We start from the raw sequence: 25943 nt of genomic DNA, 5'->3' as shown, positions 1-25943 counted from the left end.
GCGCTAACCTGGCTGCGCCAGCGTTCGTAGGCGGCGCGCAGAACCGGGGAGTTCTCGAACGCGACCCGCTCGAAGTCTGCCAGCCCTGGTTCGCTAGGCAGCACCGAGTTGGTTTGCTTAACAGCCTTGTGTGCTAGCCAGTTGTCGAGTTGTGCGATGGCCGCGCGCTCGCTCGGGGTCGCACAGCCAAGTGTCAGGACCGTGACCACCGTGGCGGTGATACACGATGCCCAGAAGAGTGTGTCTCGCATTATCCCCCCTCGCGCATTGCCCTACACTAGGTTACCGGGAAACGAATGGTTTGTGCAGTGCGGCCAGGCCATCGGCGGCGGATCCATCGATGGAGCGTCCCTCCTCGGGTATGAGCATGAGCAAAATGATGAGGGGGCGTAGCTGATTCGAACCGATCAGGTCGCGGTCCTTGGCTTTCCCAACCAGGTGTGTCGCAGTCCCAACCCGATCACGCTGCCGATCCAGGCGCCGATCACGTTGAGATACAAATCGCTGAGCGACGAAATCCGCATCGGCAAGGCGATTTGTACCGCTTCGATCCCGAGGCTCAACAGAGCCCCCAGGAGCGCAATCTGGATCGTAATCACGTAGCCGTGAGCGCTCCGATTGCGCAGCAAGATTATGCAAGCGATGAAACCCAAGGGCAGGAACCCGGCGATGTTGCGGAGCAGGTCCTTTAGAAACCAATCGGCCTTCATGTCTTGCAGGTTTGGAATTGCGAATACCGCCGGGCGCAGGGGCGAAAATATCTTCGGAATTTCAATCTCGCCCAGAGAGCTGTTCGCCACTCGGTTCGCAACCGTATGCAATAACTCTTTGTCTCCGGTCCTTGAGTTTGTGGGATTCGCACTTGTGAAGTCCGCACTTGTGAAGTCATAGAGCGCGACCAGTGCTCGGGTACCGGTCAGTGCCGAGAAATTGTCGTCGACCACGAGTTCGTATTGTGCGGCGATCTCTTCGGGGTTGAACACAGTGTTGGCGATTGCGAGTCCAGAGATTTTGCCGCGCCAACCCGCGGAACCGTCGCCGAGACAGCCGAGCAGCAGCCGTCCCAAGAACGGTTCGCTGTTGCGAATGATGCTGTGCCGCCGGGTGTCTCCGGTTGCGACCCCGTCGAGGTAGATCGCCGTGCCCTCGCTGGGTCCCGAGGTAATGGTGACAAAGTGGGTCTGGCCTTTGCGAAATCCCGCGGCGTCGAGTTCCCAATAACCGCGACTTGCTCGATCCGTATCTCGAACCCGAACCACCAGCCAGGTTTTCCACTGTGCGATGATCAAGCGGGGCAGGCGATCGTTGTCCGCCAAGGAAAAAATTGTGCCGAGTCCAGTTCGGGGCTCGTCGTCGGGTTCGATCCTGAGGTGAATGCTCAGCGAGTTGTCTGGAAACTCCTCCGGGTCCCGGATCTCTCCCCGGCTCGTGGCGATTCCCGTGGTGTCGAACTGCAGCCCCGGGCCCCGTCCCAGAGGCTCGACGCGGTTGGCTGGAGAAAAGGAGAAGGGGGTCAGGCCTACGAATACGAGGCCAGCTACGTAGATCAGCAAAACCAGGACCAGACCCAAGTCGATCGGAGAGCCCCGAAGGCGTGCGGTCGGGCGGTTCGGCATGAACGGCGAGCATAGCTGAAGTTGCGCGCCAGTTTGACCGGTGCGTCCTGACGTCAGGCCGACTCTTGCTGTGTCCTGTAATGTCTCGACAGAGAGTCGTGATAGAATTCCGTGTCTACTTGGAGGTGTACAGGGTGGCAACTCGCGACGGCGACGGATTTTCTGGTTCGACTTCCGGGGGCGGTGATCGAGGAATCAGTGAACCCACCGTCATCGGCAGCTCGGCCCCCGCGCAGGCCTCTCCCACAAGTCCGATCCCGGCCGCCGGCGGCGCTTCGGATGCGGTCATTGCAACGCTGACCGCGGTCGAAGGCGATCTGGTGGGCGAAACATTCGAGCTGCACGCAGGTGAGAACCATCTCGGTCGCGGAGTCGACTGTTCGATCGTCTTGAACAGCCGGTGGATTTCCAGATCACACGTCTGGATCCTCTGCGAGAACGGTCGGATCGTGCTCCGCGTGACCGAAGGCAAGGAAGTCTGGGTCAACGACGCGTTGAGTGTCGAGAGAAATCTCGTGGCCGGGGATCGGATCCGGCTGGGGACGACGATTCTATCTTTAAAAATCCTCGATGCGGAATTGAAACCGACCAGCAGTGTGATGCCGGTGACGCCGAGTACTTCTCAAGCGAACCGGGCGCCGCAGGTCGTCGCAAGGCAACCAGCGCCGCCCCTCCCAGCCGCCAAAGCAAAAAGTTCGGTACCGGCAGCCACACCCAAGAAGAAGTTCAAGTGGCGCTTCTGGGCCAAGGCCGTGCCCACTCTCGTGTTCCTCTCAGGAGAACGGAAGGGCGACCGCGTCGAGCTCACGAATCCTCGTTTTAGGATCGGCGGACTCGACGACAACGACATGGTGATTACGGGCCACGATGCTTCCCGCAACCACGCCGAACTTCGAATCCGCGACGGGCGCGTACACATCTGGGATCTTCGCTCGGTGAACGGGACCTGGGTCAACAACCAGCGGATCGAAAACAAGGAACTGCGCTTCGGTGATGTGATCCGAATCGGTAGCGAAGAACTTCGCTACGAAGACTAGAAAGCTCGGACCGGGTTCCTATTCGTCCGAGTCGTCTCCATCGTCAGTGCCTTCCCCTTCGTAATCGCCTTCCCCTCCGCTATCGCCTTCCTCTTCGCTATCGGCATCCCCGGCACGCTTGCCGCTGGTGGCCGTGAGGTACATCGGGGTCGATTTTCCCAGGTGGTAGTTGTGACAGGCCACGCAATCGTCACCCGCAGCATTCGGGGTGTGGCAACCGCCACAGACACTCAGCGCGATGGGTTCGAAGTTCAGTACATGGCCTTCCGGGGAAGCCTCTGCATCGTAGGCGTCGTTGAACTCTTCCTCGTCAAACTCGCGCATCCTGTGGCACGTGTCGCACCGATCGGCGTTGTCGAGGCTGAAGTGAGGCTGGTGGCGAAACTCCGTCGGCAGATGCTGGTTCGCTTCGGGAGTAAAGGGCTTCCAGTTTACCTTGCGCGTCGTGCCCGGCGATCCATAGCTCGAGTTGGCGGGATCAATGCTGTGGCAACGTGCGCATCTTCCCGTGGCTTCCGAATCCCTGAGTCCAGCAAATAGATTTTCTGCCGCGCTCGCGGCATCACCCGCTGGGTTGCCGGTGTGTGCGAACGATCCCGAGAGATCAAACCAGGCGCGAACGAAGGGATCTGCATGGCCGCTCGATCGGTAGCGGATCGATGCGTCCTTGGTTCCCTGATACCAACCCCCTTCGCGGACCCACTTTTCTCCAGAACTACTGACCGAAGCGGTTGCTCCCCGAGATCCTGCGCGTTGTCGCGCGAGATCGCGAAGTTGTCGATTGATCTCCGCCCAGTGATTGCGATTCATGTCTTGGAGCTGATCGAGATTCCGAGTCACATCGAGAAATACCGCGACCTCTTTTGCGAGATCCGGAAACCACCCGTCGATCGCAGTGTTGAACGTCTCGCGCTGAAGGCCGCCGGCGAGATTGCTGAGGAGGCCCATGGGGAGATCGCCATCGCCCATCACCCGGTCATTGCGCAGTCGCGATTCGATTGCCCGGTGACCAGAACTGCGAATGTCTCGGAGCAGTAGCTTCAACGACCAGGCATAGCGACCGATGGCCTGTTGTTCCGCGTGCGTTCTGTTCGAGACGTCGAACTGGGCGGTGCCCAGGCCCGCAACCGTCTGTCGGTCCTGATCGCTCAGCCGATCGTCTCCGACCAACAAGAAGTCGACAAAGGGACTCGGCGTGACCGGTTTTGCGACTCGCGGCCATTGTCCAATGTCGATTCCGGCCCTGCGCAGCCTCCGTCCATCGATCCCGGGCAAATTGATGAACGCGATGCCGCGCTTGCCAGAACTGTAGACGTCCTCCTCGTGCTCGTGGCAGCTCGCACAACTCGTCTCGAAAGGCATCACCGTCATGGTGCGGCCGGTGGCTTCCGGGGCGTGACAGTCGACGCACGAAAAATCCCGTTCTTCGTCTTCGTAGATCTCGTCGCGATGGAACTTGTGGTCGAAGATGATTCGCGTGCGGCGTCCATAGGGGTAGACGCCCAATGGAGGATGGCCTTGTGAGAAGCGATCGAACTGAACCAGATGACAGGCCTGGCACTGGTTGTTGCTGAGTGCCGCAAGCTGGTGGTCCGTTCCCCGGTGCTCTTGATGGCAAACCGCGCAGGCGAGTTCGTTCCCTGCTTGCAAGGGCAGTCCGGGACCGAGGCCTGCCAGGATGAAGCGAAGTGGTCGCGATGTTTCGAGTTCGCGTTGATTCAAGCGCTCGGTCGTCTGGGCGAGATCGGTTGCGGGCAAGCTGTGGGCGATCATGCTCGAAGGGCCGAGATTGTGACATTCGAGGCAGCGCTGGCTATCCGAGGCTCCGGTCTGTCCCATCATTGCCGTGCTGATCCAATGGGCGAGACCTCCGGTGCCGGCGTCGTGACAACTCGCACAGTCGTTTTCGATGGTTCCGTGCTGGTGGGTCACCGGGCCGGGAAACACCAACCAGAGTCCCCGATCTGCGCCGAGCGCAATGGCGAGGGTTCCTACCGTCATCACGACGGCCCAGCGCACCGCCCGCCCGCGCAGTGCGCGCACGCTGCGCCGGGGCTGGCAGGTCGACACCGCATTACAACAGACGCCGTCGGGCAAGGGTCCGTCGGCGCACTCACCGCCATACGAACCTTGTCTGGAGCATTTCCAGCGATCGTTCTCGTTGTACGGGCTGCATTCGTGAGTCGTTATGCACTCGCCCCGATTGTCGGGCCCCAATGGACAGGCGTGGCCCGTGCGCCCACAGACCCATTCGCGGTCTGGACGCTCGTAGTGGCTGCGGTCGAAACTCGTCTGCTGCAGTCGCCTTGTCACGGGAGATTCCCCCGGAATCCGTAGGCGACGAAGATGTGCAGCACCAACAGGATGAGCAGGCTGAAGGTCAGCGGAATATGAATGAACAGCCAGCCCTTCAACACGAGTTGGCGCGCCCATTGATAGTCGAGGTCGTCTTTGAGCTGGGCCAACTCGAGAATCTCGGCGATCACGCGTCTTTCGTCGTCGTTGAGATACCGGTCCATCGCCGCAATCTCGCGTTCGAGTTCGCGCATTGGGCGTGACCAGCCCAGCAAGTGGTAGCTGAGATTGCTCGGCGCGCGGAAGAATGGCTCGAGACGATTGGTGTAGAAGTCGGAGATTGTGGTGGTCTGGTTGTCGCGAGCGCAGCAGACCACCAACTCTTCAACTTCGCTTTGCAAGCCCATGCGGAGGGTTGGGATGCGCTCGAACAGCACGGGTTCGCCTCGCGTCGTGAGGCCGACCGGAATCAATCGCGACAAAATCAAGCCCAGGACACCACTCAGTGCGATCAACACGAACAACACACTGAGACTCGATTCGAGGATGCCGCTGGGCATGCCGGCCCCGGTGTGGGCGAAGAAGACGACGATGGAAAAGAGGCCCGCGTAGATGTGGTACTGCATCCAGCTTGCTGCGGTGCCGAGGGGCAAGAACGGCAACTTCTTGCGGCCGTTGAAGAGCGCGAGGGTGGTCACGAGAAAGAACAGCAGCCAGCCAGTCCAGAACGAGGTCGCGCGAATGGAGGTCTCGAGAACCGAGAACAAGAACCATGAGATCAACGAGACGATCACGAAGACCGTCGAGTTGATGGAGCGACGTTTTGCGAAGTTATTCAACGTTCGAGCAGCTCCAACAGGGTCTGAGTCTGTCGCATATCTACGCGCTGGAGCGCGTCGTGGGGGCAAGCATTCTGGCAAGCCGGGCCCACCAGTTGGTCGACACACAGGTCGCACTTGGTCGCCTTCAGGATCGGCGCCTGTGTTTCTTTATCGAGCACCAGGCTCCCGGTATTGTCGCGGATCTCAACCAGGCGAATGTTGTCGTAGGGGCAGTTTGTCGCGCAGGTTCCACAGCCGATGCAGGTCGGATCATTGATCGCCACCTGGCCCCCGACCGTTCGATGAATTGCGCCCGTCGGACATCCAATCATGCAAACCGGATCGACGCAGTGCATGCACGCATTGGCGATCATGAACTTGCCCACCTGGGCGCCGTGACGAATGAACCGCGGGTTGCCGTCATGGGTAGCTGCACAGGCGCGCACGCAGTCGTCACAACGGGTGCAGCGTTCGAGGTCGATCATCATGGTCGCGGTTCCGTTGATGAAGCGTGCCTCTACGAGTTGTTCGAGATGCTGGGTGTGTTTTTGTGAACCAGAGTCGGAGACCAGGTGGCCGCCGTTGCGGACATCTCCGACTGGAGGATCCGGGATCAATTCTTCGGGAAGATTTGGCAGCACGACCTCTTCCATGACCCGGGTCGGCACCAGCAGCACATCGACATAGCCCACCGTGCGCAGACTGAAGCGGTAGGGCAGGGGATCGGTGCTCCGCCAGTTGTGATAGATCTCTTCGAGCCCAAACATCTGGCCCTTGCCGAGATAACTGAGGGTGCGGTGACCATTGCCAAATTGTTTGCTCACCCGGGCAAAGCCGCTTCGAATCAGGATCAATCCGTTGGGATAGTGACCCTCTTCCGCAATGATCGGTTCTTTCTTGAGCCGTTGCGCCGCGCCTTTCTCAGCCAGCGCCTTGTAGGTGGCGGCCCATTCCCGATTGCCGTAGTTCTGGAAGATCGTCTCTTCGACCAGACGCTTTTGCCCCGCTGGATCGACGTTTGCAAAGATCGGGGTGGATTGGAGTTGTTCGTCGAGGGCGTCTTTGCGGTAGAGGTCGTCGACGGTCTTGTTGAGGGACTTGGAGCGACGAGACAGATCCCGTAGACCCTGCCAGCGAACTTCTAGAAGTTCGCATTGACTGTCGGCAAAGATCGTAGTGGTGCGAGGTGTGCGCCCGAGGGCGGACAACTCGCCAAACAAGTGTCCGGCGCCGATGATCGTGGTCTCGTGTTCGTTCAGCACGGCGGGAACATCTTGCACGAACAATCCCTTGCTGCGGACCTTCGCGGACTGCGCGTCCGGCGCAAGGTTACGTACCTCGGGAGACTTCGTGTTCTTCCAGAGTTGAGAGAGCGCACCCATGAAGCCGCGCCGGGTGTGGAGGACGCTGCCACTGATCTTCTCGGTCATGCCTTCGTCGCCCCGGTCGAGAACGACGCGCACCTGCCCGGTCAAGACAAAGAACGCAGAGGTCCCGTAGTCGCCAGTGCGATAGACGATGTCTCCGGGGAGGCAGCGGACAATGCGGGTGTCGTTGCCCAGGATGTCGCGCAGCGACGCCGAGCCCAAAAAATCGCTCTCATCGATATCGCTGAACGGAGCGTGACTGAGGATCCAGTCGACATCTCGACTAGAGAGCGGCCTTTCGTCGAAGGGTTCGTCCCAGCGTTGCGGACGGCGAACTTCAATCGGCGTGCTCGACATGATCTCCTCGCTTGGGTACAGCTTTGGGAACAGTGTTTGGTACAGCGTTAGTTACAACAACAGCGCCCGAAACCCGGGCGATCTACGCGTCGATTACGAGATTGGTCTTTGGAACGCTGATACAGGTCAGACACGAACCTTCGTCGGGTTTCGTGCTCGGTGGTTTCAGGTACTCGATCTCGCCTTCCTTGATCGCCGACACACAGGTTCCACAACTGCCCGCCCGGCACCCACTGGCGATGTCGATGTCTTTGTCGAGGGCAAAGGCGAGGATATTGCCCGCAGCCGGATCCCACTGAAATTCTTCTCCCGACTTGGAGAATGAAATGGTCAGATTGGTACCCGCGGCGGCGGCGACTTCTTCGGCCTTGGGCGTCTTCGTCACACTGGCGGGTCCGAAGGATTCGAAGTGTACGTACCCATCCGGGACGCCCCATTCGCGCAAGCCGTGGGTGATGCTGTCCATCAACGGCGGTGGGCCACAGATGTAGTAGTTGAAGTTGCTGGAAGGCAGAGTGCGCTTGAACAGGTCGACACTGACTCGCTCACCGTGCCGGCTGATGTCGGGGTCCGGCGGCAGCGTGCTGATGTCGGTGCCGCTGTAACACATGTTGAACCTGAACTGGTTGGGGTACTGACGGGCTACTTCGGTCAGATGGTCCACCATGACTTGCTCGTTGACGTCCCGTACACCGTAAAACAGCCATACTTCGCGGTCGAAGCCGTGCTCGGCTACCGCGTTCAACATTGCGACCATGGGTGTCAGGCCGATCCCCCCGGCAATCAGGACGATGGGGCTGCGATGAGTGAGGTCGAGAAAAAAATCTCCAGCCGGCGCGAGGCAGTCGAGGATGTCCCCCTCTTTCACGTCGTCGTGCATGAAGTTGGAAACCTTGCCCGGCGGGACATCGGGCAACTTGCGGGGAGGCGGTACGCGTTTGATCGAAACGCGATAACCATGAGGCCGCGCCATGTCCGAAAGCGAATAGCAGCGTACTTCGGGTCGTTTCTTGTCTGGCAGTTTCAACGAAAAGGTCAAGAACTGACCCGGCTGATGAGAAGCAATTGGCTTTCCGTCGTGAGCTTCTAGATAGAAGGAGGTGATGTCTCCGCCCTCGTTGATCTTGCGGGCGACGCGAAACTTCCGAATTCCGTTCCAGGACTGGCTCTCGCGCTCGCGATCCACTCGGCGAACCCGCGCAGTCATCAGCCGCTCTTCGAGGTTCTCGAGGGCGACGTCGTAGCGGTTTTTCTCGAAGGAAAATCTTCTCAGACGTGAGGCCGTCGCCAGCCCGACTTCGGCAAAGGCAAAGGCGACGATCAGGATCCCCACGACTTGAACCAGGGTTTCGACCACTGCGGGCGACATCTAGCGCCCCGACCTGGCCCGAGGGCCGCTGAACTCGAAGTTCATCATGATTCGTGACTCCTCAAGGCCGGCATCGAAGCCGAATTCGAAGACACTGATTGTCCAGGTGCTTGCGGACGGTACCGAGAATGCGACGGTGAGGGAAGCCAGTTCTTTTGAGCAGGTCGCGGTCCACTCGCGCGAATGTGTTGATTTTCTGGGGCTCGATCCCCGGAGCTTCTCGCTTGCAAACGACGTTTGAAATCAACCCCCTGGCTGTCTGTGGCCGATGAAGGCCCTGCAAATCTGGTGCGGTTGGCGTCTCGCTATAGTCCGGCCGTGAATCGAGAGAGGTCGTGTAGTGGGTAATTTGCGAAACAACCGGACGCCCCTGGTCCTGGTGGTCGTCTTGCTCGGCATCGCGCCGGCTGCGGGGCGAGCCGCGGCGGATAGCGCAGCCCAGATCGATCTCGTGTGCGCGAACATCTGGCCAAAGATGCCGAAAGCGCGGCTCAATTGTCGTGAGCAGCAGACCGCCGCCGCAAACGAGTTGCTGATGCGGATCGAAGCCGCGTCGGAAACCTCGCCCGAGTTTGCCATTGCAAATGCCTGCATCGAGCGCTCCAAGGTCAAATCACCGGCGATGATCGACTGGTCGAAGGCGCTCGAGTGTTTCCAGCGTCGGTTCGACGAGTCGAAACCGGTCACAGATTCTCGAACGTAAGGAAATTGGCGTGAGCGACTACCAGGATATTCGTTTTGATCAGAGCGACGGTGTCGCGACGATTACGCTCAACCGTCCTGCGCAGATGAATGCGTTCAGCGGAACCATGGGGCGCGAACTCGGCGCGGCCTATCGGCATTGCGACGAAGATGACGACGTGCGCGCCGTCATTCTGACCGGTGCCGGTCGGGCGTTCTGCGTCGGTGCAGACATGTCCGCGGGCGTCGAGACATTTGCCAGCCAGGACGTTTCGAACTTCAGTGCTTCGCCCGTAAACCCTCCCGCGTGGGAGGTGCGCAAGCCTGTCATCGCAGCGCTCAACGGTCACGCGGTGGGGCTGGGCCTTACCTTGGCCCTGCAGTGCGACATGCGGATCTGCGCTGATGAAGGCAAGTACGGGGTATTGCAGGTCCGTCGGGGCATGTTGCCCGACGCGCATTGTCACTGGACCCTGCCGAGGTTGGTGGGGACCGAACGCGCGGCTTCCCTGTTGCTGACGGGCCGCAAGATTACGGGTCAGGAAGCCTCGGCCATGGGGTTGGTGCTCCGCTCAGTCCCGGCGAGCGAGGTCGTCACTGTAGCCATGGAGATCGCGCGAGATATCGCAGATAACGCAGCGCCTCTTTCGGTCGCGATCACGAAGAAACTCTTGTGGCAGAGTACAGGCCTGAGTGCCGATCAGGTCGAGCGAGCAGAAACCGAACTTCACCATCACTTGATGGGAACGTCCGACGCAGTGGAAGGACCCGCGGCCTACATGGAGCGCCGCGCTCCAAATTGGAAACTCAAGGTGAGCAAGGATTGGCCAAACTGGCCCCGCTTCGATGATCCGGGCGGCGACCCCGATGGGAACGTCTCGAACGACTGAGAGTCATCAGCATCGAGAACGAGATCGGAGGGCTTTGGCGGGTCGAGGAAACCGCCGGTACCGGATTGAGGATGGCCTCAGCCGCGTCCCCCATTCCTCTGGTTGTGGCATTCTTTCTGCGGGGGCTCGTGGGCGGAAACGTCGGCGGTTTCAGTCTCGGTGGTTGTTTCCATCGAGACAGTGGAGAAGAACATGAACGACAAATCTCTTGCACAGATGATGTTCTCCAGCACGGCGCTCTTCGGCGGCGGCCCTGACGCCCTGGCCGTGGGAGACGCTGCTCCGGAGTTCTCGCTACAGGGATCCGACGGGGCCGTTCACCAACTCAACCAGTACCGCGGCAAGCAACCCGTCGTGCTGGCATGGTTTCCACGCGCCGCGACCCCTGGCTGAACGATCGAAGCCAAATCGCTGCGGGACAGCGAAAAAGCCATCTCAAAATTTGACATCGCATACTTCATGGTGAGCCTCGACTACCCGGAGAAGAACGCCCAGTTTGCGGAGTCGTTGACGTTGAATTTTCCCATCCTCAGCGACACGAGCAAAAGAGTGGCCAAGGCCTATGGGGTGCTGGGCATTGCGGGTCTGTATGCAAAGCGCTGGACGTTTTACATCGACATCGAGGGTACGATCCGGGCCATCGAGCGCGGCGTGAGCGTGTCGCGTGCCGGTGAGGATATTGCCAACAAACTTGCGGAGCTGGGCTTCTCCCCCAAGTCCTAGGTTTGCCAGCGCGGTAGCAACAGGGCTGTCCTCGTAAGGAGGGTCAATGTTGCTACTTAGATACGCAACTCGGACGAAGGCGTTGGATCTCGGTCCTGTGCGCCTCCGAGCGCGGGCCAAGTTTTCTCGTCCATTGCTGAAGAAACAATGATATTCCACCGATATACAGGATCGTGCCACACTCGATATTCGATTTTGGTGAAGCTCGGATTTTGCTCAGAGATTCAGATCTCGAGCGCCGAAGGGTGCTCGCGACTCTGCTGCGCGCCGAGGGTGCGACGGTGCTTGAAACCGATTGCTCCGCTTCGGCTATTGCGTGCCTCGAACAAGATACTGTGTCGCTCGTGCTGGCCGTTGCCAGTTCGAGCAACACTGACGCCTTCTCATTGAGCTCAATGATTTCTGGGCGCATCGCTTGGGACACGCCTCCGGTTCTGATCATGCTCGACCGCGAAGATGCTCACGTTTGCGACGTTGCACATCATACCGGTGCGGCGGATCTCATCATGCTTCCGTGTACGGGCGCATGGTTGCTCTCCCGCGTTCGCCATCATCTCATGCTCGCGAAGACGCTGCGCAATCTGCGTCGATCTCAAATTGCTCACGCCCATGCCGAACGACTGGCTCGCATTGGCAGTTGGGAATGGGATACCGACTCCAATGAGATGAGTTGGTCCGACGAGACTTACCGGGTCCTGGGGTTCGAACCCGGCGAGGTCGAAATGACCCACACGACATTTTGGCAGAGCGTGCATCCCGATGATCGCAAGGAGGTCCTCGAATACGCAGGGGATGCACTCGATACCGCGAAGAGCTATCGGGTCGAACACCGGATCCTGTTGCCCGACGGCAAGGTGAGGCACGTCCAGCAACAAGGGAAGTTGATGGTCGGTGATGGCCGACAGGGACGCTGGATCGTGGGGACCATTCAGGACATCACGCAACAACGCCTCGATCAAGAAAAGATCCGTTATCTCGCCAACTACGACAGCCTCACGGGCCTGGCGAATCGCCACTTGTTCTCCGAGCGCCTCAAGCAGGCCATCGAGACTGCAAGACTCGAAGGTCGGCGGCTCGCGCTGCTCTACATGGATCTAGACAACTTCAAGCGGGTCAACGACGCGTACGGGCACAGCGCGGGAGACCAGCTATTGCGACACGTCGCGAATCTGTTGCGCGCGCGAACTCGTGGCGACGATCTGGTCGCTCGCCCCGAGCACCGGCGGAACCTGGCCGACGTCTCTCGCCTTGGCGGCGACGAGTTCATGGTCCTGATCTCCGATGTCAACGAAGCAGACGACGCGGGAGAGGTCGCAGGCAGAATCCTCGAAGTCCTTTCCGAAGTAATCGAGATCGAGGGCCATCATGTGTCCGCGCTCGGGAGCATCGGAATTGCGCTGTTCCCCGAAGACGGGGACGACGGCGAGTCGTTGATGGCCAACGCCGATACGGCCATGTATCACGCCAAGGAATGCGGTCGCAACACTTACAAGTTCTACAGCCACAGCATGAACGAAGCGGCCCAGCGCCGGCTCATGATTGCAAGCCGTCTGCGCATCGCGATGGAGCGAAACGAGATTGAGGTCCACTATCAGCCAAAGCTCAACCTCGCGACCGGAGAGATCTACGGGATGGAGGCGTTGGCGCGCTGGAACGATCCCGAGCTCGGAGGCGTTTCGCCGAAGGAGTTTATCGGTCTAGCCGAAGAGACGGGCTTGATCATTCCGCTCGGCAACCACATCATGGCAATCGCCTGCCGGGACACCGAAAAACTGGTGCGTGAGCACGGACTGAACCTGATTTGTTCGGTCAACGTGTCGACCATCCAGTTTACGCGCGACGACTTCCTGAACGTGGTGGGAAATGCTCTGCAGGTGTCGGGTCTCGACCCAAATCTGCTCGAACTCGAAATCACCGAGAGCCTCGTGCTGCAAGACGACGAAGACACTGCACTCATGATGCGCGACATCAAGGCCATGGGGGTTTCGATCTCGCTGGACGATTTTGGAACGGGCTATTCAGCACTCAGCTACTTGCCCCGCTTCCCCCTGAATTCCATCAAGCTCGACCGCTGCTTTGTGCGCGACATCGACTCGGACCCGGCCGCAGCGGGTGTGGCCGCAGCGGTCATCTCGCTGGCCCACAGCCTGGGACTCGAAGTGGTCGCGGAAGGTGTCGACGCCGAAGATCAACGCGGCATCCTCACCGAGTGGGGATGCGACGCGCTGCAGGGATTCCTGATTTCTGCCGCCCTGCCGATTGACGAATTTCTCCGCTTCATCATCGAGTTCAAGGCAGACAACGAAAAGCCGGACGCCTAGCAGCCTGCACTTGCGTTTTACGGCTCAGAAATCGATGCCGAGCCTTTCGATGTGAGCGTCCACTGCGGAGATCAGGAGTTGGGTGGCTTCAAGGTCCAGGATGAAGCTCAAGAAACCGCTGATCTCGCGCGACTCGATTCTGAAATCGATGCCGACGAGAAGGACCGGCCGGTCCGAGGAAGTGTCGGATTCGAGCACTTTGCTCCCGTTGCCTTGTACGACTCTCGGAACCGAGGGGTCGAGTTCGAGGCGAAGGTTGTCGGCGAAGGTGCCCATGCACGCCCCGAGAATGATGTTGCCCGCTTCGGCGAGCACGTCATTTTCGAGTTCCTTGGTGAGATCGCTGGGGATGTCGTCGCCCAATACACTGGACACGAGACCGAGAATCTTCTCCTCGGCGAAGACAAGTACGGCCTCGCCATCGAGGCTGCCGCTAAAGTCCTGACGCACGGCGGAGAGCTGGTTCGAGAGCTCCCGTTCCAGAATTCTGGCGACCTCGGCGCGCTCGACGAAGGCGATTTTCGGCACCATGATCAGAACTTCTTCCTGTGTCATTTCCGAGAGGCTTGCTGCGGCCACGCCAAGACCCAGGTTGAAGATCTCCCCCAGCATATCCTGCTGGAGATCGCTCAATACGACGCCTAGCCCGGATGGAGACGACGGGGCCGCTGAAACCGTCGGAGCCGGCGCGGTGGCGACTTTCTCCACCCGGTGCGGAGCTTCAACCTTCGTCGTCACCTCGTTGATCGAAGAATCAATCTTCGTTGCATCAACCTCGCTCACCACTTTGTAGGTCCCGCGCTCCCCGCGGCGCTTACTGTCGGCGAAGGTCTTGATCGTCGTGATCAGCTTGCGCCGATCGATCGGCTTGGTCGCGACGTCGTTGCAGCCCGCATCCAGGCAGAGTTGTCGATCATGCACCATGGCACTCGCCGTCAACGCCACGATTGGAAGATCGTACCCCTCGCTCCTGAGCAGGCGCGTGGCTTCACGGCCGTCCATCACCGGCATCTGGGTATCCATCAGGATGACGTCGTAGGGATCGCCGTTTTCGAGCGCTTCCCGAGCCATCTCGGTAGCGATGAGTCCATTGGCCGCCACCCAGACCTCGGCGCCCGCCTTGCGGAGCACGCGCTCGATTACAATTTGGTTGGTGCGCGTGTCCTCGACCAGAAGCAGCTTGAACGGAATCTGTGGCAGTTCCCCGCTATCGGGACCGGCGGCGGTCTCGGCCGACTGCGCGCCCGACTTGTAGGTTTCGTAGCTCACCAACGAGACATCCGACGTTGTTTGCAGATTGATTCGAACGGTGAACTCAGTCCCCGCTCCCGCCTCACTCGAAACGCGAATGTCACCCCCGAGCGATTGTGCGAGTTGTTTCGAGATCGAGAGCCCGAGTCCAGTTCCGCCGAATTGCGCCGCGGTGCTCGCTTCGGCCTGGGTGAACGGCTGGAAGAGCTTGGCCTGCTGGTCCGGGCTCATGCCGATCCCGGTATCGGTTACCGAAAACTCGAGACAGGGGCGATCGCCGGCCCGATACCGCAAACGCAGTCCGATCTGTCCAGTATCCGTAAACTTGATTGCGTTGCCCGTGAGATTGATGAGGATCTGGCGCAAGCGCATTGCATCCGTTTCGAACCACTCGGGCAGATCGCCGTCGTACTCGACGGCAAAGTCGAGCTCTTTATCCCGCGCGCGATCGCGCATGAGATTCGCGACGGTCTCTGCAATTTCGAAGGGCGAGGTGCGTCGGATATCCAGTTCGAGCTTACCCGCCTCGATCTTGCTCAAGTCGAGGATCTCGTTGATCAGTTCCAGGATATGCCGGCCGCTGTCCAGGATCGTATCGGCCGCCTCCGCCACATCGCTCCCGACATCGGCCGATTCGGCGAGGCTCTCGGCAAATCCGATGACCGCCGTCATCGGTGTCCGAATCTCGTGGCTCATATGAGCCAGGAACTCGGTCTTGAAGCGATTCCCGGTTTCGAGTTCCTCGATCCGAGCCTCGAGCTCTGCCGTGCGGTCGGTTACGTCTCTGGCCCCCGGGCTGCCCCGTCGCTCCACCTCTTTGGAAAGGGCTCGAACCATGTCTGATTGGGTAACGAGGCCGACGAGTTGGCCGTCTTCGTCTACGACCGGCAAGCGGCGAATCGGGTGATGGCTCACCTTGAAATTGGCCATACCCAAGGTGGACCGTTCCTTTACCGTTACCAGGGGAGAACTCATGACATCCGCGGCAATGAGAGATTCAGAGAGACCGCTGTTTCCGATTCGGGCCAGCACGCCGACCATGTCGCGCTCGCTGATGATGCCGATCGGCCGGCCCTCCTCGCAGACGAGCAGACACGAGTGTTTGCGGTCCGCCATGATTTGCGCGACTTCTTGAAGTGGTCTGTTTCGCCTCACGCGCGCCACATCTCTACTCATGATCGATTCGACGAGGCAAGCCGCGTCGGGCTTGGTCTCGCTCTCAGCGACGAGTTGTCCCCGCCCTGCGTGCCGGATGGCCGAATTTACACGAGCGAGCAGGACAGCGTCTGGGATTGGGCGAATCAGTACGCCAATCGCGCCGGCCTCGTAGGCCTCGACCTCCTGCTCCTCCTCCGCCGTATGCGCAGTAATCAGCAGGATGGGGATCTCGGCTAATTCGGGAATGGCCTTCAGGCTTCGACAGAGGTCGATCCCATTCATCTCGGGCATGACGATGTCGATCAGGATGGCATCGGGTCGTATTGCCTGGGCGATCGCGAGGGCCCGCGTCCCGGACTCGGCTTCGAGGATGCGAATGCCGGATTCGGTCAACACAGCCCCGAGATGATCGAGGTTGGGGCGCAGATCGTCGACAATCAAGATTGTAGAATTCAAGACTGATCGCTCCGGCAATGCAAGGGCGTCGCCCCAGCCGGATCTCCGACCGGGCTACGCCCATCATTGCTCCCCACCTATCGACGCTTCCTGCGACCAGCTTTCGCGTAGTCTGCGAACATTCAACCGGCGACCCGATTCCGCCCGATAGGGGGATCTCCAGTACCCCTTTGTTTCCAATTGCCTGCGAGATCTTCTGCGTATTTCTCAAAAAAAGTTGTCGTGGGATAAAATCCCACATACAATGAACGGTGAATGGGATAATATCCCATGTGTCTTATGTCCCATGTGTCTTATGTATAGAAACAAATAGAAACAAACTGAAGACGCCCAGTAGGGCGTGGAGTAGGGAGAAGAGAGATGACCAAAAATGATTTGCTACGTAGGCTCGGCCGACCGTGCCTCGGCCTCGCCGCATTGGCGATGCTGATTGGCGCGGGCTCCGCTGCCGCCCAGGACCAGGCGCCGGACTTCGAAAAGCCCCCGATTTTCAGCGGGGAGCAGCACGAACTCTCGCCCGAAGAGCGAGTGGCTCTGATTCACGAGACGATCGGCTTGACGCCCAACGACGAGCATCCCGGCCGCACGGACCGCCCCGATCGCATGGACCGCCCCGATCGCCCGGAACGGCCCGACCGCCCGGAACGCCCCGAGCGCCCGGAGTTTCCCGTGCGAGTGGACCGGCCTGAAGTCCCGGTACGCCCTGATATTCCCGAGCAACCGGCGCGCCCCGAGCAACCGGTACGCCCTGATCTTCCGTAGCGCGACTGATCGATGAACGGATAGAATTTTGATGGGTGGCGGCGCCCGCAAGGCGTCGCCATCCCGAACACCCGCACGCGTTAGTCAAGAGCCAGGCACGGTCCGCTCGGAGATCTGCAGCATGCCCCTTCATTCCTGTTGCCCAACTGCTGATCGAAGAAGTGTGGCGCTCATTCTCGCGACTGATTTTACTGCCGCACTCCTCGTCTTCTTTCTCCTGCTCGCACCGCAGGTACGCGCTGCCGAACCCTATCCCGTTCTCCTCAAGTACACACTGGGCTTTGACTACAGTACGGGCGAATACGGTGCCGGGGAGGACACCGATATCTATTTCATGCCGCTCAGCATCGAGGCGGATCTCTACCCCTATCGAGTAATCGTCACGATCCCAGTTGTCTTTATCGATGGCGTCGCTGTCGATAGCCCGGGGAGTTTATCCAGCAGGAGCCAGGGGCTCGGTCAGATCTCTGGCCGTTTCAGTTATCTGATTGCCCCCGTTCGCAAGTGGGTCCCGTGGTTTGAAGTGTCCGCCAAGTTGATCGCCCACACCGAGACGGACAAATCGTTGGGGAGTGGAATGTGGGGGTTCTCGGTTTTTGGAGATGCGTTCAAACAGTACGGTCGGGTGACGGGGTTCACCCGCTTTGGTCGCACATTTTATACGAGCTCAGGACTCAGCGACCGTTTCTTTACCTCCATCGGAGCGAGCTTCCGATTCACCGACCGGCTGAGCGGTGGGCTGGCATACGATTGGTTCGAGGCGAGTTCTGACGGGGTCAGTGACACCGAGGAACTGTTGGGGTTCGCCAGGGTGAAGGTCAGTGAGCGGTGGTCCATAGGTCCCTATGGATTGCTGGGTCTTTCCAAATACAGCCCCGACTATGGGGTCGGGCTTTCGTTTAGCTTCAAGCCGCCCAGACCATGAGAACCGTTGGCCGGAAATATCGCGCAGGGTTCGGCGCGTGCGAGTGTGACGACTCGGAGATGGATGCATGAGCGAAACAGATTCGCAGCAGATGCAAAGCATAGAGCCCCCGCAATCGCTGATCGCGGCGCTGCGAACCATCTTGCGTCCCCTGGTCAGACTTTTGATCAAGCAACAGGTCCATCACCCGTACCTGTCCAACTTGCTCAAAGCGCTCTATATCGAAGTTGCCGATGCGGAGTTTCAGCTGGACGAGAAGCGTGTCACGCTGAGCCGTCTGAGCGTGATGACGGGAATTCATCGCCGCGAAGCCAAGCGCGTTCGCGAACAGGTCGAGAGCCGGGGTGGGCCTCCACTCGCGGTGACCTTGGGCGCGCAGATCATTCAGCGCTGGATTGCCGAGTCTCCCTGGGTCGACGCGGCCGGGCGACCGAGGACCTTGCCCCGCGAAGCAAGAGCCGGCGGTGCGGTTTCGTTTCAGCAGTTGGTCCGTTCGGTCAGTGTCGATATCCATCCGCGCTCCATCCTCGACGAATGGTTGCGCCTGGGCGTGGCGACACTCGATGAAGAAGATTGCGTGCAGCTCCGCACGGCAGCCGTGGTACCGGCAAAGGGATACGACCAGAAGGCCCACTACCTCGGGCGCAATGTGCGCGACCACATGTCCGCCGCATTCGCGAACCTGGATTCCGACGATCCACCGTTCTTCGAACGCAGCACCTTCTACGGCTCCATTCCCAAAGACGCCGTGCCGGCCCTGAACGATCTGGCCCGGGAAGTGGGGCAAGATGCCCTGATGCGGGTCAACGAGTGCGCGCTTGCGGCAAGGCAATCGGCAGCAGAAGGCGGCGAGCGCCGCCGCATCAACTTTGGTGTCTACTTCTACGAAACAGAAGCCGACGTGGCGGACGATCGTGGTGATGGTGGTGAAGGTGATCAAGATGACTAGGCGGATGCTCTCGGCTGCAGTGATGTGCTTGTCGTTGTCCATGTTGCTGCCCCGGGTGGCCGCGAGTGAGTGTCCCATAGCGTCGGAGACGAACACGATCTGGGTGATCAGCGCCCCCCCCGCCGTAGAGTCTGAAGATGGCATTGGTGGAACGGGTCTTGCGGAACCTGTGCGTGCCGAATTTCTCGCGCTGGGACACGGCGGTGGTCATGGCGGCGATGACGATGGCATCGGTGGCACGGGCCATACGGGCAGCGGTGAGGACGACGGCATTGGGGGCTCGGGCTTGTTCGGGACCGTGACTGGTTTTGGAAGCATTTGTCTGAATGGGCGGCGCATCCAATACGATGCCGAGGTCTCGGTTTTCTTCGACGGAGAGAGCGCCACGAGCGACGATCTCGAGATTGGCCAGGTCGTCAAGGTCGTGGCCCGAGATGAGAAAGCGCTCGTAATTGATATCGTCTTTGCGGTGGTGGGACCGGTTGCGGAAGTCAATACAGCGAGCTTCACCGTGATGGGCCAGGTGGTCGAGCCCGCGAAGGGATCTATTGTCGATTGGGATTCCCTGGTGGCGGGCCATCGCGTCGCGGTGAGTGGTCTGCGCCGACCGGACGGAACGATTGTCGCCAGTCGCGTCGACCCGGCATATGCAGCGCTCACCGACAGGGTGATGGAGTTGGATATAGAAGATCTCTTTGATCCGGAGGTCGATCAGATCGACGTTGAGGGGTACGTCCATGCAGTCGGAGTCGATGGCTTGAATCTCGGGTATGTGCACATCGACTCAGAAGCATTCGACGACGGCGAAACGTCGACGCGCCCCGAGGTGGGAGCGCGCGTGCGCGTCCGCGCTTCGAGAACAAGCGCGGGAAACTTTGCGGCGCAGCGGGTTGAACTGCTCCGTGAAGAGCAACTGCTGCAAGACTTCGAACGGCTCGATTTCGAGCGGTCCCGACATCGCCGCTCGCGCTTGCGCAGGAGCATTTTCCGGTTTCTTTCCCGGCCATCCGACATGCCTGAACCGCCGCCCCGGATCGATCCCCAAGCCATTGATCGTCTAGATCCGATTGACCGTCCACCCCGCAGTCACAGGCACCCCGACGGAACGCCTCGGCACAAACATTGAAAGGAACCGATACTTGAGAAAGGAACCGACACTTGACCACCGCTACTTCAAGAAATGAGCAGTTTCTCGCCAAGTGGCACCCCCTTGTTGCCGCAAGGGATGTCGCCGCGCTCGAAGAGATTCTCGCCGAAGACGTCACCATGGGCGCGCCGCCGTATTGGGACAAGCTGAGCGGTCGTCCGCTCGTCCATCACCTGTTGGGGCTGGTCATCAGCACGATCGAAGATTTTACCTACCACCGGGAATGGCACATTGATTCCCAGGGAAACGGCGAGATTGCGCTCGAATTTCACGGACACATCGGTGAAATGACCCTGCAAGGCATGGATCTGATCACGATCAATGATCGCGGCCAACTCACGAACCTAGACGTCATGATCCGTCCCATGAACTCGCTCGAGGCGCTCCGGGATATCATCGCGCCGAAGATGATGGAGTTCGTGCAACAGCAGATGGGGTAGGGCGCGGCCCTAGTCTGCCGGGTTTGCCTGACGCGTAAAGTCGCAAAGCGAATTGCCGTTGCACAGAGGTGTGGTCGGCGTAATGTCGCGCGCCGCGCACCACCGATCGAGAAAATCCGCCCTGGGAAGGATACGGGCTCCCAACGCCTTCTTGTACGGGAGCGTTACGTCTCCCATGTTCCAAAATTCGTACCCGCGCTCTCGCAAGGCACCAGCGAGTAGCACCTGCTGCAATATCCCATAGTGATTCCATTCGGGATACTCGCGAGCACAGAACCCCGACAAGCTCGTGTAGATCGCCCCAATGGAATAACCGAGCTCACCCGCGATCAATTCGTCCCGACGCGTAGACCACAGCTCCACTCCATGAATGGCAAAATTGTTACTTCCCTGGAGAGCGAGTTCGCGCACCAGCGATTGATACGGCGCGTGAATCCAGTTGTTTTCCCCGTGATAATCGAGCAAGCGATCGAGCACGTTGTCGCCGGGGTTGGCGACCCGGAGTTCGATACCGTCTTCCTCGAGCTTCCCCGATGCCATGAGCTTCCGCAGGTGGCGTGAGCAGTGGAGGTTCTTCCAGTCGAGCACCGCATAACTCTGCTGAAGCTCGGGAATGAGTACGGCCCCCAGCTCTGGATGGATGATCGAAACACAGATAAAGCCCGCGCGCGCGATGGCCACGTATAGATCGGGGGCCCAGGAATCAGACCAGTAGTGGGTTTGTTCGATCCGCGGGTAGATGAGCGTCTGCAGGATCTTCGGGTCGAGGAACGACGGCGAAAGATGCTCTATCGAGGTATTTGTTGCACGGTCAGGCAGAGTGTTCTCAGCTTGGAAAGCGGCTGACGAAAATTCGGCGACCGCTCTGAATGAGTTCAGTGTAGGCCTTTGGATCAGCTTCGCTCTACCTGCAGGCTCTTGCGCCCGTCATCAAATACCAGTTGCCATTCGGGAATGCGCAGCGCCGCCAGGCAGCCGTTGAACTGGACCTCATGAGCCCCGCCCGGATTGCCAAGCGAAGTTGCCGCTTTGTTGCGTTCCGCGTACCGCATCCCGACCGAATAATCGATGCACATGACCTTGCGCTCGGGCCCGAGTGCCTGCTGCGGGGGCGTAGTGCCAAACACGTCTGCTTCGATCTTTTGATCATTCGCTGGGCGTTCCGGGAAGTAGCGTCGCCAATAGTGCCCCATCACCACGGGGGGGCCCGAATAATCTTCCCACCACGGCACCCGGCGCACCATCCGCCACTTGCCCGACGCCCAAAAACTGTCTTCCGCCACACACTCCATTCCCGACGTCGTGACCTTGACTGCGTTGCCCATCTGGTTGGCTTCATCCAGGCGGGCAAGTTCGGGAATGATGCAGAGCTTGTTTTCTCGGTCTCGAATAGCCGGACCCAAGGTCGGTCCTGCAACCGCCTTCAACTTCTGATTCAACTCTTTGAGCCTCGGTTCGTTCGCCGCTTCTTCTGCCCTGAAGGCGTCGATCACGCTGCTGGCGCCGCGCAGCTTTTCAATCGAAGGCTCGTGCCAGCACGCGTGTATGACCCGGAGATCTTCTCGTTCGAGTGCGCCGGGAAGGCTGCGGAGAAAAGGCAGGAATGTGCGCTCCTTCTCATCGGGGTCCACGGCTTTGTATTCGTATTCATCTTCGCACCGGCCGTACCACCAGCCTTCCCCCGAGCGTCGCTTCCGGGGTTCGTCCCGGATGGCGTTGAGTTCGTGATTGCCGACAATGCACTGGGCGTTGCCGGCTTCGACCAGGCGCATGACGGTACGCAGCACAGCCGGGCTGTCGGGGCCGCGGTCGATCAGATCGCCAACAAAGACCAACCGGCGCTTTTCAGCATGATTGCCGAGATCGTCGTAGCCGAGCTTCTTCAGCAACGACTCGAGGGCGGAAGTTTCGCCGTGAATATCACCAATGATATCAATGGGAGTGCTGGGAAGTTCAGCAATACAGCTTGTTGGCAAACTCGTACTTCCTTATAAGGTGATCTGTGGCCGGCCGCGCAAGCATGACACAGGGAGCCGGCCAAGGCGGCCCTGCCGAGCGAGAATCACGAGCCTGGGGCGCCATATTTGGAGATTGCTCGCGTAGGGTTGTGAGAGTTGTCCAGGACTTGTTCGAACGACGACCCGCAGCGGCTCCTTCTGCTGCAGCGCTCGCCATTCGGCCGATCCCGATCTCGACGGTGTTCTAGTTCCGCACCTGCACAATTTTCTCGGTTTTCCATCACTTTTTGGTTTCGATCGGCAACACCCCTCCGGCTATCTGATCTACAGAGTGTATTCAACACCATGTAGTGTGATAAACTTCGACCTCCAATCCCCGGTTGCCACGGGAGGGCGCGCCGCAAATGTTGGAGTTTCTAAAAAGGAAGAAGCGCGAACCGACCGTCTATTACCAACTCCGCGGGTCGATCCTCGCAAACGAAGATCTTTCCATCGTTGGCACGGGCATGGCTGCCAGCGACTACGAGTCTCCACCGTGGTCTCACTTCGCCGAAGCAAGCCGTCTCGCTTCAAAGGGCGCAGCGCCGGCAATCGTGCATCTTCGCAAGATCCTCGCAATGCCTAAACTCGAGTCTCGGATCTATCTCCAGACATGGCACTGCTTGCGCGCGCTCGGCGTTGTTCCACCCGAAGCCGTGCGTACAGAAGTGGTTGGCGTAGTTGTCGAGATCGGATTGAAGAACGGCCTTGATGCAGTAGCGGCCTACACCGATCGCACAGCTCGCTACTTCAATCAAAGCGGGGCGGCGGTCATATGGGACACCGAAACAACAGAGATGAACGCTTCCATTGACCCGCTTCTTCGAGCTGCAGAAACCATTGGCGAGTCTACGGCCCCCGTTGAAGAGCCCCACCCACCAGCGCCTAAACGTGGGTCGTTGCTCATCAACATCCTGACTCCCGGTGGCATCCACATCGGAATGGGGCGGACGAAAGCAATGCAGCGCGACCCGATGGGCGCGGCTGTCACACAAGCGGCGCTGGCGTTGATGCAAAAGCTGATGAAGGTTGGGGCGGCTGAAGGCCGGTAGACGACCCGCCAGCGAATGTCATGCAAATGAAGCGCGTCCTATCCCCGAGGCAACAATTCCCTCAAGGCCGCAATCGCCGTAGCGGGAAATGAATCCAACGCGTAGTACTTCTCAATGATCTTCAACGCATCTTCATGGCTCTCTAGTTCCAAGTAGCGCAGGAGATACCGGATATCGTCTTCGTCCCGGTAGCCCTCGCCCATGCGCATTGCCAGGCACTTCATCGCCAGCATGTACTTTGCGTCGGCGCAAAAAATCCTGAGGTTGCTCAGTTCAAGGAACTTGTTGAAAGAGCCCTTGTCGCTCAGGTAACCCTTGACTGCATCGTTGAGCCATTGGTCCGTCACGCCTTCCTTTGAAGCGACCCGCAACGCAGCTTCGCGGACTTCGCCCGCCGGCTTGTACAGGGCATCTACATCTCGGGTGGAGTCGCGTGCCTCAAAGGCCAGGCACATGACGGCGCCCCCGGCGACGTACACGTCCCCCCGGACATCTACCCGCCGCAATTCGACATTGAGCGATTCGAACAGGCGCAGGATGTCCTCGCGCGAAAGACTAGGCACGCTTAAACCCGATCCCCGACGTTTGCACTGATGAAGATGTTCCGTTGGCTAAAGGCCGGTGGCGAGTGGGTAAGGAGATACCACCGAACACTCTGCAGTGACGAACCGAATGCGGGTTCATCCAGAGCTGGAACGTCCCGGGTCCATGCGGGCGGCTCAGTCTTCTTCAATGCCGCCGTATGCTCGACCGTCGACGCCAAGTAACCTGCCCAGTACGGCTCGAGTGTCACCCGTGGCGCCTCGCAGACGGCCTGGTCAAATTCGTTAGCGCTGAGCCCACCGAACACCTCGAGCAGTTCCGCAAAAACAAAACTCGGCGTGTCGGAGCCAGCGAGTTCCGCCACCAACTCTTGAAACTGTGTCTGCCGCGCGGGGAGCAGCTTGTTCAAAACCCAATCCGACATACTCATCCCTGCCTCCTCGGCCTGTCGCTTGATCGCGGCCTTCTCTGCTGGCGAGACCCGAATCTGGAGCTGCAGGGATTTGCGGGTGCTGGGCATGGGGGGAGTCTCGCTATGGAGTCCGATATTGTCAATACATCCGTATTTACATCTTCGGCCAACTGAGGGCATTCTTGAGCCTGATCTGGGTTCTGGTCGACTTTTGGGCCATTCTTTCCACTTGACTTGATGTGTATTGGTGTGTATTGGTGTGTATCAAAAGATCTTGGGTAGCAAAGAGATCATCAAGGCACTGAAGAAAGACGGTTGGTTCAAGGTTGGTCAGAGAGGCTCGCACGTTCAATTCAAGCACGATACGAAGTCCGGGCGAGTCACGGTGAAGCACCCGCAAAAGGACGTGCCGGAAGGCACGAGGAAGAGCATGGAAAAACAGTCGGGGATCAAGCTGCCCAAGTGAGGTGAGGTGCGAGGTAATCGTCTAAGGCGGGCGTTGTGCCCGCAGGAGCTGAGAAGAATGGCGAGCTATATCGCTCTGTTGCGAAAGGACCCGGCCAGCGCGTTCGGAGTGGATTTCCCCGACTTTCCCGGTTGTATTACCGGCGGAGACACGCTCGAAGAGGCGCGCGAATCGGCGGTCGAAGCACTGGCCTTTCATATCGAAGGAATGCTGGAAGACGGCGACGAAATCCCCGCGCCTACGTTGCTCGATATCGTGATGAGCGATTCGAATAATCGGGATGCGGTCGCGTTCCTGGTCGACGTCGCCGACGAAACCCCCAAGGTCGTGCGAATCAACGTGACCTTCAAGGAAAACGTACTCGAGCAGATCGACTCATACACGAAGAAACGTCGCATGACTCGGGCGGGATTCCTCGAGGAAGCGGCACTTGAGAAATTGGCGGAGAAATAGCCACGAACCATCAAGCGCTGCCGGCGGGCGAAACTACTTCAACGCGAAAGAAAGGGGATCCGCCGCCCAACTTCGAGAGCTGACTTGGAGAACAGGCTGTCCTCGAGTTCAGGATTGATTCGAATCTGACTGAATCGAACCTCAGTCTCAGTATGGCGAAGCAAGTTTTCGACCCAAATTTGCGTCGGGACAATATGATCCTGGATGGTCATCATCTTGTCGCGAGGGACCCGTTGAACCTTGACGGGCTCAGCCCGATTCTTGCGGAAGTAGCGCACTTCTAGAATCGCATGATCCGACCTGGCCACGTAGTAGATTGCGTGCGTATGGCCAGAGTCGTACCTCGGCTCACATCGAATCGCGTACGCAATCTCTCCCTGAATCGTCTCTTCCCCAAGCAGTAAGATGTCGTAGTCGTCTACGTACCGGCGCTCGAAGTCTTCATAGCTCAAGTC

The 25943-nt window shown here is 59.3% G+C and carries 25 protein-coding genes; 12 read left to right on the top strand and 13 right to left on the bottom strand.

The genetic code is table 11. The features are described from left to right. Both IH881_15830 and IH881_15825 read right to left on the bottom strand, forming a co-directional pair. Positions 1-251: hypothetical protein (locus IH881_15830; GenBank protein MCH7869165.1), on the bottom strand; the 251-nt coding region annotated here is incomplete at its 3' end. A 156-nt stretch (positions 252-407) separates the two neighbouring features. Continuing rightward, a complete protein-coding gene (locus IH881_15825; protein ID MCH7869164.1) occupies positions 408-1616 on the bottom strand; it encodes a VanZ family protein in 1209 nt (402 codons plus the stop codon). Between the two features lie 134 nt (positions 1617-1750). On the opposite strand from IH881_15825, the gene IH881_15820 reads away from it, so the two are divergent. Then, a complete protein-coding gene (locus IH881_15820) occupies positions 1751-2653 on the top strand; it encodes an FHA domain-containing protein (GenBank protein ID MCH7869163.1) in 903 nt (300 codons plus the stop codon). An 18-nt stretch (positions 2654-2671) separates the two neighbouring features. Here the strand turns inward: IH881_15820 and IH881_15815 are convergent, their stop codons facing one another. From IH881_15815 to IH881_15800, 4 genes are all read right to left on the bottom strand, one after another. Beyond that, a complete protein-coding gene (locus tag IH881_15815) occupies positions 2672-4966 on the bottom strand; it encodes a hypothetical protein (GenBank protein MCH7869162.1) in 2295 nt (764 codons plus the stop codon). Next, on the bottom strand, positions 4963-5787 hold the full coding sequence (locus tag IH881_15810) for a hypothetical protein (protein MCH7869161.1): 825 nt from the start codon (positions 5785-5787) through the stop codon (positions 4963-4965). Before IH881_15810 ends, IH881_15815 begins: the two co-directional genes overlap by 4 nt. Then, the gene (locus IH881_15805) at positions 5784-7493 is read right to left on the bottom strand and encodes a cyclic nucleotide-binding domain-containing protein (GenBank protein ID MCH7869160.1); all 1710 of its coding nucleotides are present in this window, start codon (positions 7491-7493) and stop codon (positions 5784-5786) included. The genes IH881_15810 and IH881_15805 overlap by 4 nt, the downstream gene beginning before the upstream one ends. A gap of 82 nt (positions 7494-7575) precedes the next feature. Further along, the gene (locus IH881_15800) at positions 7576-8862 is read right to left on the bottom strand and encodes a 2Fe-2S iron-sulfur cluster binding domain-containing protein (GenBank protein MCH7869159.1); all 1287 of its coding nucleotides are present in this window, start codon (positions 8860-8862) and stop codon (positions 7576-7578) included. Positions 8863-9202: 340 nt separating this feature from the next. On the opposite strand from IH881_15800, the gene IH881_15795 reads away from it, so the two are divergent. The 4 genes from IH881_15795 (at position 9203) to IH881_15780 (ending at position 13477) form a co-directional block, all read left to right on the top strand. Beyond that, a complete protein-coding gene (locus tag IH881_15795; GenBank protein ID MCH7869158.1) occupies positions 9203-9565 on the top strand; it encodes a hypothetical protein in 363 nt (120 codons plus the stop codon). Positions 9566-9650: 85 nt separating this feature from the next. Beyond that, the gene (locus IH881_15790) at positions 9651-10433 is read left to right on the top strand and encodes an enoyl-CoA hydratase/isomerase family protein (protein ID MCH7869157.1); all 783 of its coding nucleotides are present in this window, start codon (positions 9651-9653) and stop codon (positions 10431-10433) included. A 192-nt stretch (positions 10434-10625) separates the two neighbouring features. Then, complete coding sequence (locus IH881_15785; GenBank protein ID MCH7869156.1) at positions 10626-11156, top strand: peroxiredoxin; 531 nt, start codon at positions 10626-10628, stop codon at positions 11154-11156. A gap of 173 nt (positions 11157-11329) precedes the next feature. Further along, complete coding sequence (locus IH881_15780; protein MCH7869155.1) at positions 11330-13477, top strand: EAL domain-containing protein; 2148 nt, start codon at positions 11330-11332, stop codon at positions 13475-13477. A 24-nt stretch (positions 13478-13501) separates the two neighbouring features. Here the strand turns inward: IH881_15780 and IH881_15775 are convergent, their stop codons facing one another. Together IH881_15775 and IH881_15770 are read right to left on the bottom strand one after the other, a co-directional pair. Then, positions 13502-16342, bottom strand: a complete 2841-nt coding sequence (locus IH881_15775; protein MCH7869154.1) for a response regulator — start codon at positions 16340-16342, stop codon at positions 13502-13504. Between the two features lie 539 nt (positions 16343-16881). Next, positions 16882-17166, bottom strand: a complete 285-nt coding sequence (locus IH881_15770) for a hypothetical protein (GenBank protein ID MCH7869153.1) — start codon at positions 17164-17166, stop codon at positions 16882-16884. Positions 17167-17267: 101 nt separating this feature from the next. Here IH881_15770 and IH881_15765 point away from each other — a divergent pair, with 101 nt between their 5' ends. The 4 genes from IH881_15765 (at position 17268) to IH881_15750 (ending at position 20565) form a co-directional block, all read left to right on the top strand. Continuing rightward, positions 17268-18029, top strand: a complete 762-nt coding sequence (locus tag IH881_15765; protein MCH7869152.1) for a hypothetical protein — start codon at positions 17268-17270, stop codon at positions 18027-18029. A gap of 67 nt (positions 18030-18096) precedes the next feature. After that, positions 18097-18978: a hypothetical protein gene (locus tag IH881_15760; GenBank protein ID MCH7869151.1), complete on the top strand. Its 882-nt coding sequence runs from the start codon at positions 18097-18099 to the stop codon at positions 18976-18978. Further along, positions 18971-20104, top strand: a complete 1134-nt coding sequence (locus IH881_15755) for a hypothetical protein (protein MCH7869150.1) — start codon at positions 18971-18973, stop codon at positions 20102-20104. Before IH881_15760 ends, IH881_15755 begins: the two co-directional genes overlap by 8 nt. 32 nt (positions 20105-20136) lie before the next feature. Further along, entirely contained in the window at positions 20137-20565 is a 429-nt protein-coding gene (locus tag IH881_15750; protein ID MCH7869149.1) for a nuclear transport factor 2 family protein, read from the top strand. 9 nt (positions 20566-20574) lie between these two features. Here the strand turns inward: IH881_15750 and IH881_15745 are convergent, their stop codons facing one another. Together IH881_15745 and IH881_15740 are read right to left on the bottom strand one after the other, a co-directional pair. After that, complete coding sequence (locus IH881_15745) at positions 20575-21246, bottom strand: hypothetical protein (protein ID MCH7869148.1); 672 nt, start codon at positions 21244-21246, stop codon at positions 20575-20577. Positions 21247-21458: 212 nt separating this feature from the next. After that, complete coding sequence (locus IH881_15740; GenBank protein MCH7869147.1) at positions 21459-22541, bottom strand: metallophosphoesterase; 1083 nt, start codon at positions 22539-22541, stop codon at positions 21459-21461. A 386-nt stretch (positions 22542-22927) separates the two neighbouring features. Between IH881_15740 and IH881_15735 the strand changes: the two genes are divergently transcribed. After that, positions 22928-23614 carry a hypothetical protein gene (locus tag IH881_15735; protein MCH7869146.1) on the top strand — a complete coding sequence of 229 codons (687 nt, stop codon included), beginning with the start codon at positions 22928-22930 and terminating at the stop codon, positions 23612-23614. Positions 23615-23652: 38 nt separating this feature from the next. On the opposite strand, the gene IH881_15730 is transcribed toward IH881_15735, so the two are convergent. Both IH881_15730 and IH881_15725 read right to left on the bottom strand, forming a co-directional pair. Further along, a complete protein-coding gene (locus IH881_15730; GenBank protein MCH7869145.1) occupies positions 23653-24177 on the bottom strand; it encodes a hypothetical protein in 525 nt (174 codons plus the stop codon). A 2-nt stretch (positions 24178-24179) separates the two neighbouring features. Further along, positions 24180-24677 (bottom strand): hypothetical protein, encoded by a 498-nt coding sequence (locus tag IH881_15725; GenBank protein MCH7869144.1) that lies wholly within the window; start codon positions 24675-24677, stop codon positions 24180-24182. Between the two features lie 166 nt (positions 24678-24843). Between IH881_15725 and IH881_15720 the strand changes: the two genes are divergently transcribed. After that, positions 24844-25035, top strand: a complete 192-nt coding sequence (locus IH881_15720; protein MCH7869143.1) for a type II toxin-antitoxin system HicA family toxin — start codon at positions 24844-24846, stop codon at positions 25033-25035. 57 nt (positions 25036-25092) lie between these two features. Continuing rightward, positions 25093-25488, top strand: a complete 396-nt coding sequence (locus IH881_15715; GenBank protein ID MCH7869142.1) for a type II toxin-antitoxin system HicB family antitoxin — start codon at positions 25093-25095, stop codon at positions 25486-25488. Between the two features lie 38 nt (positions 25489-25526). Here the strand turns inward: IH881_15715 and IH881_15710 are convergent. Next, positions 25527-25943 (bottom strand): outer membrane lipoprotein-sorting protein (locus tag IH881_15710; GenBank protein ID MCH7869141.1); only part of this gene is annotated, 417 nt, incomplete at its 5' end.

The sequence above is a fragment of the Myxococcales bacterium genome, from assembly GCA_022563535.1.
Classification (GTDB): Bacteria; Myxococcota_A; UBA9160; order UBA9160; family UBA4427; genus DUBZ01.
The sequence above is the reverse complement of the archived record's forward strand: the minus strand, read 5'-3'. Positions and strand labels throughout refer to the sequence as shown.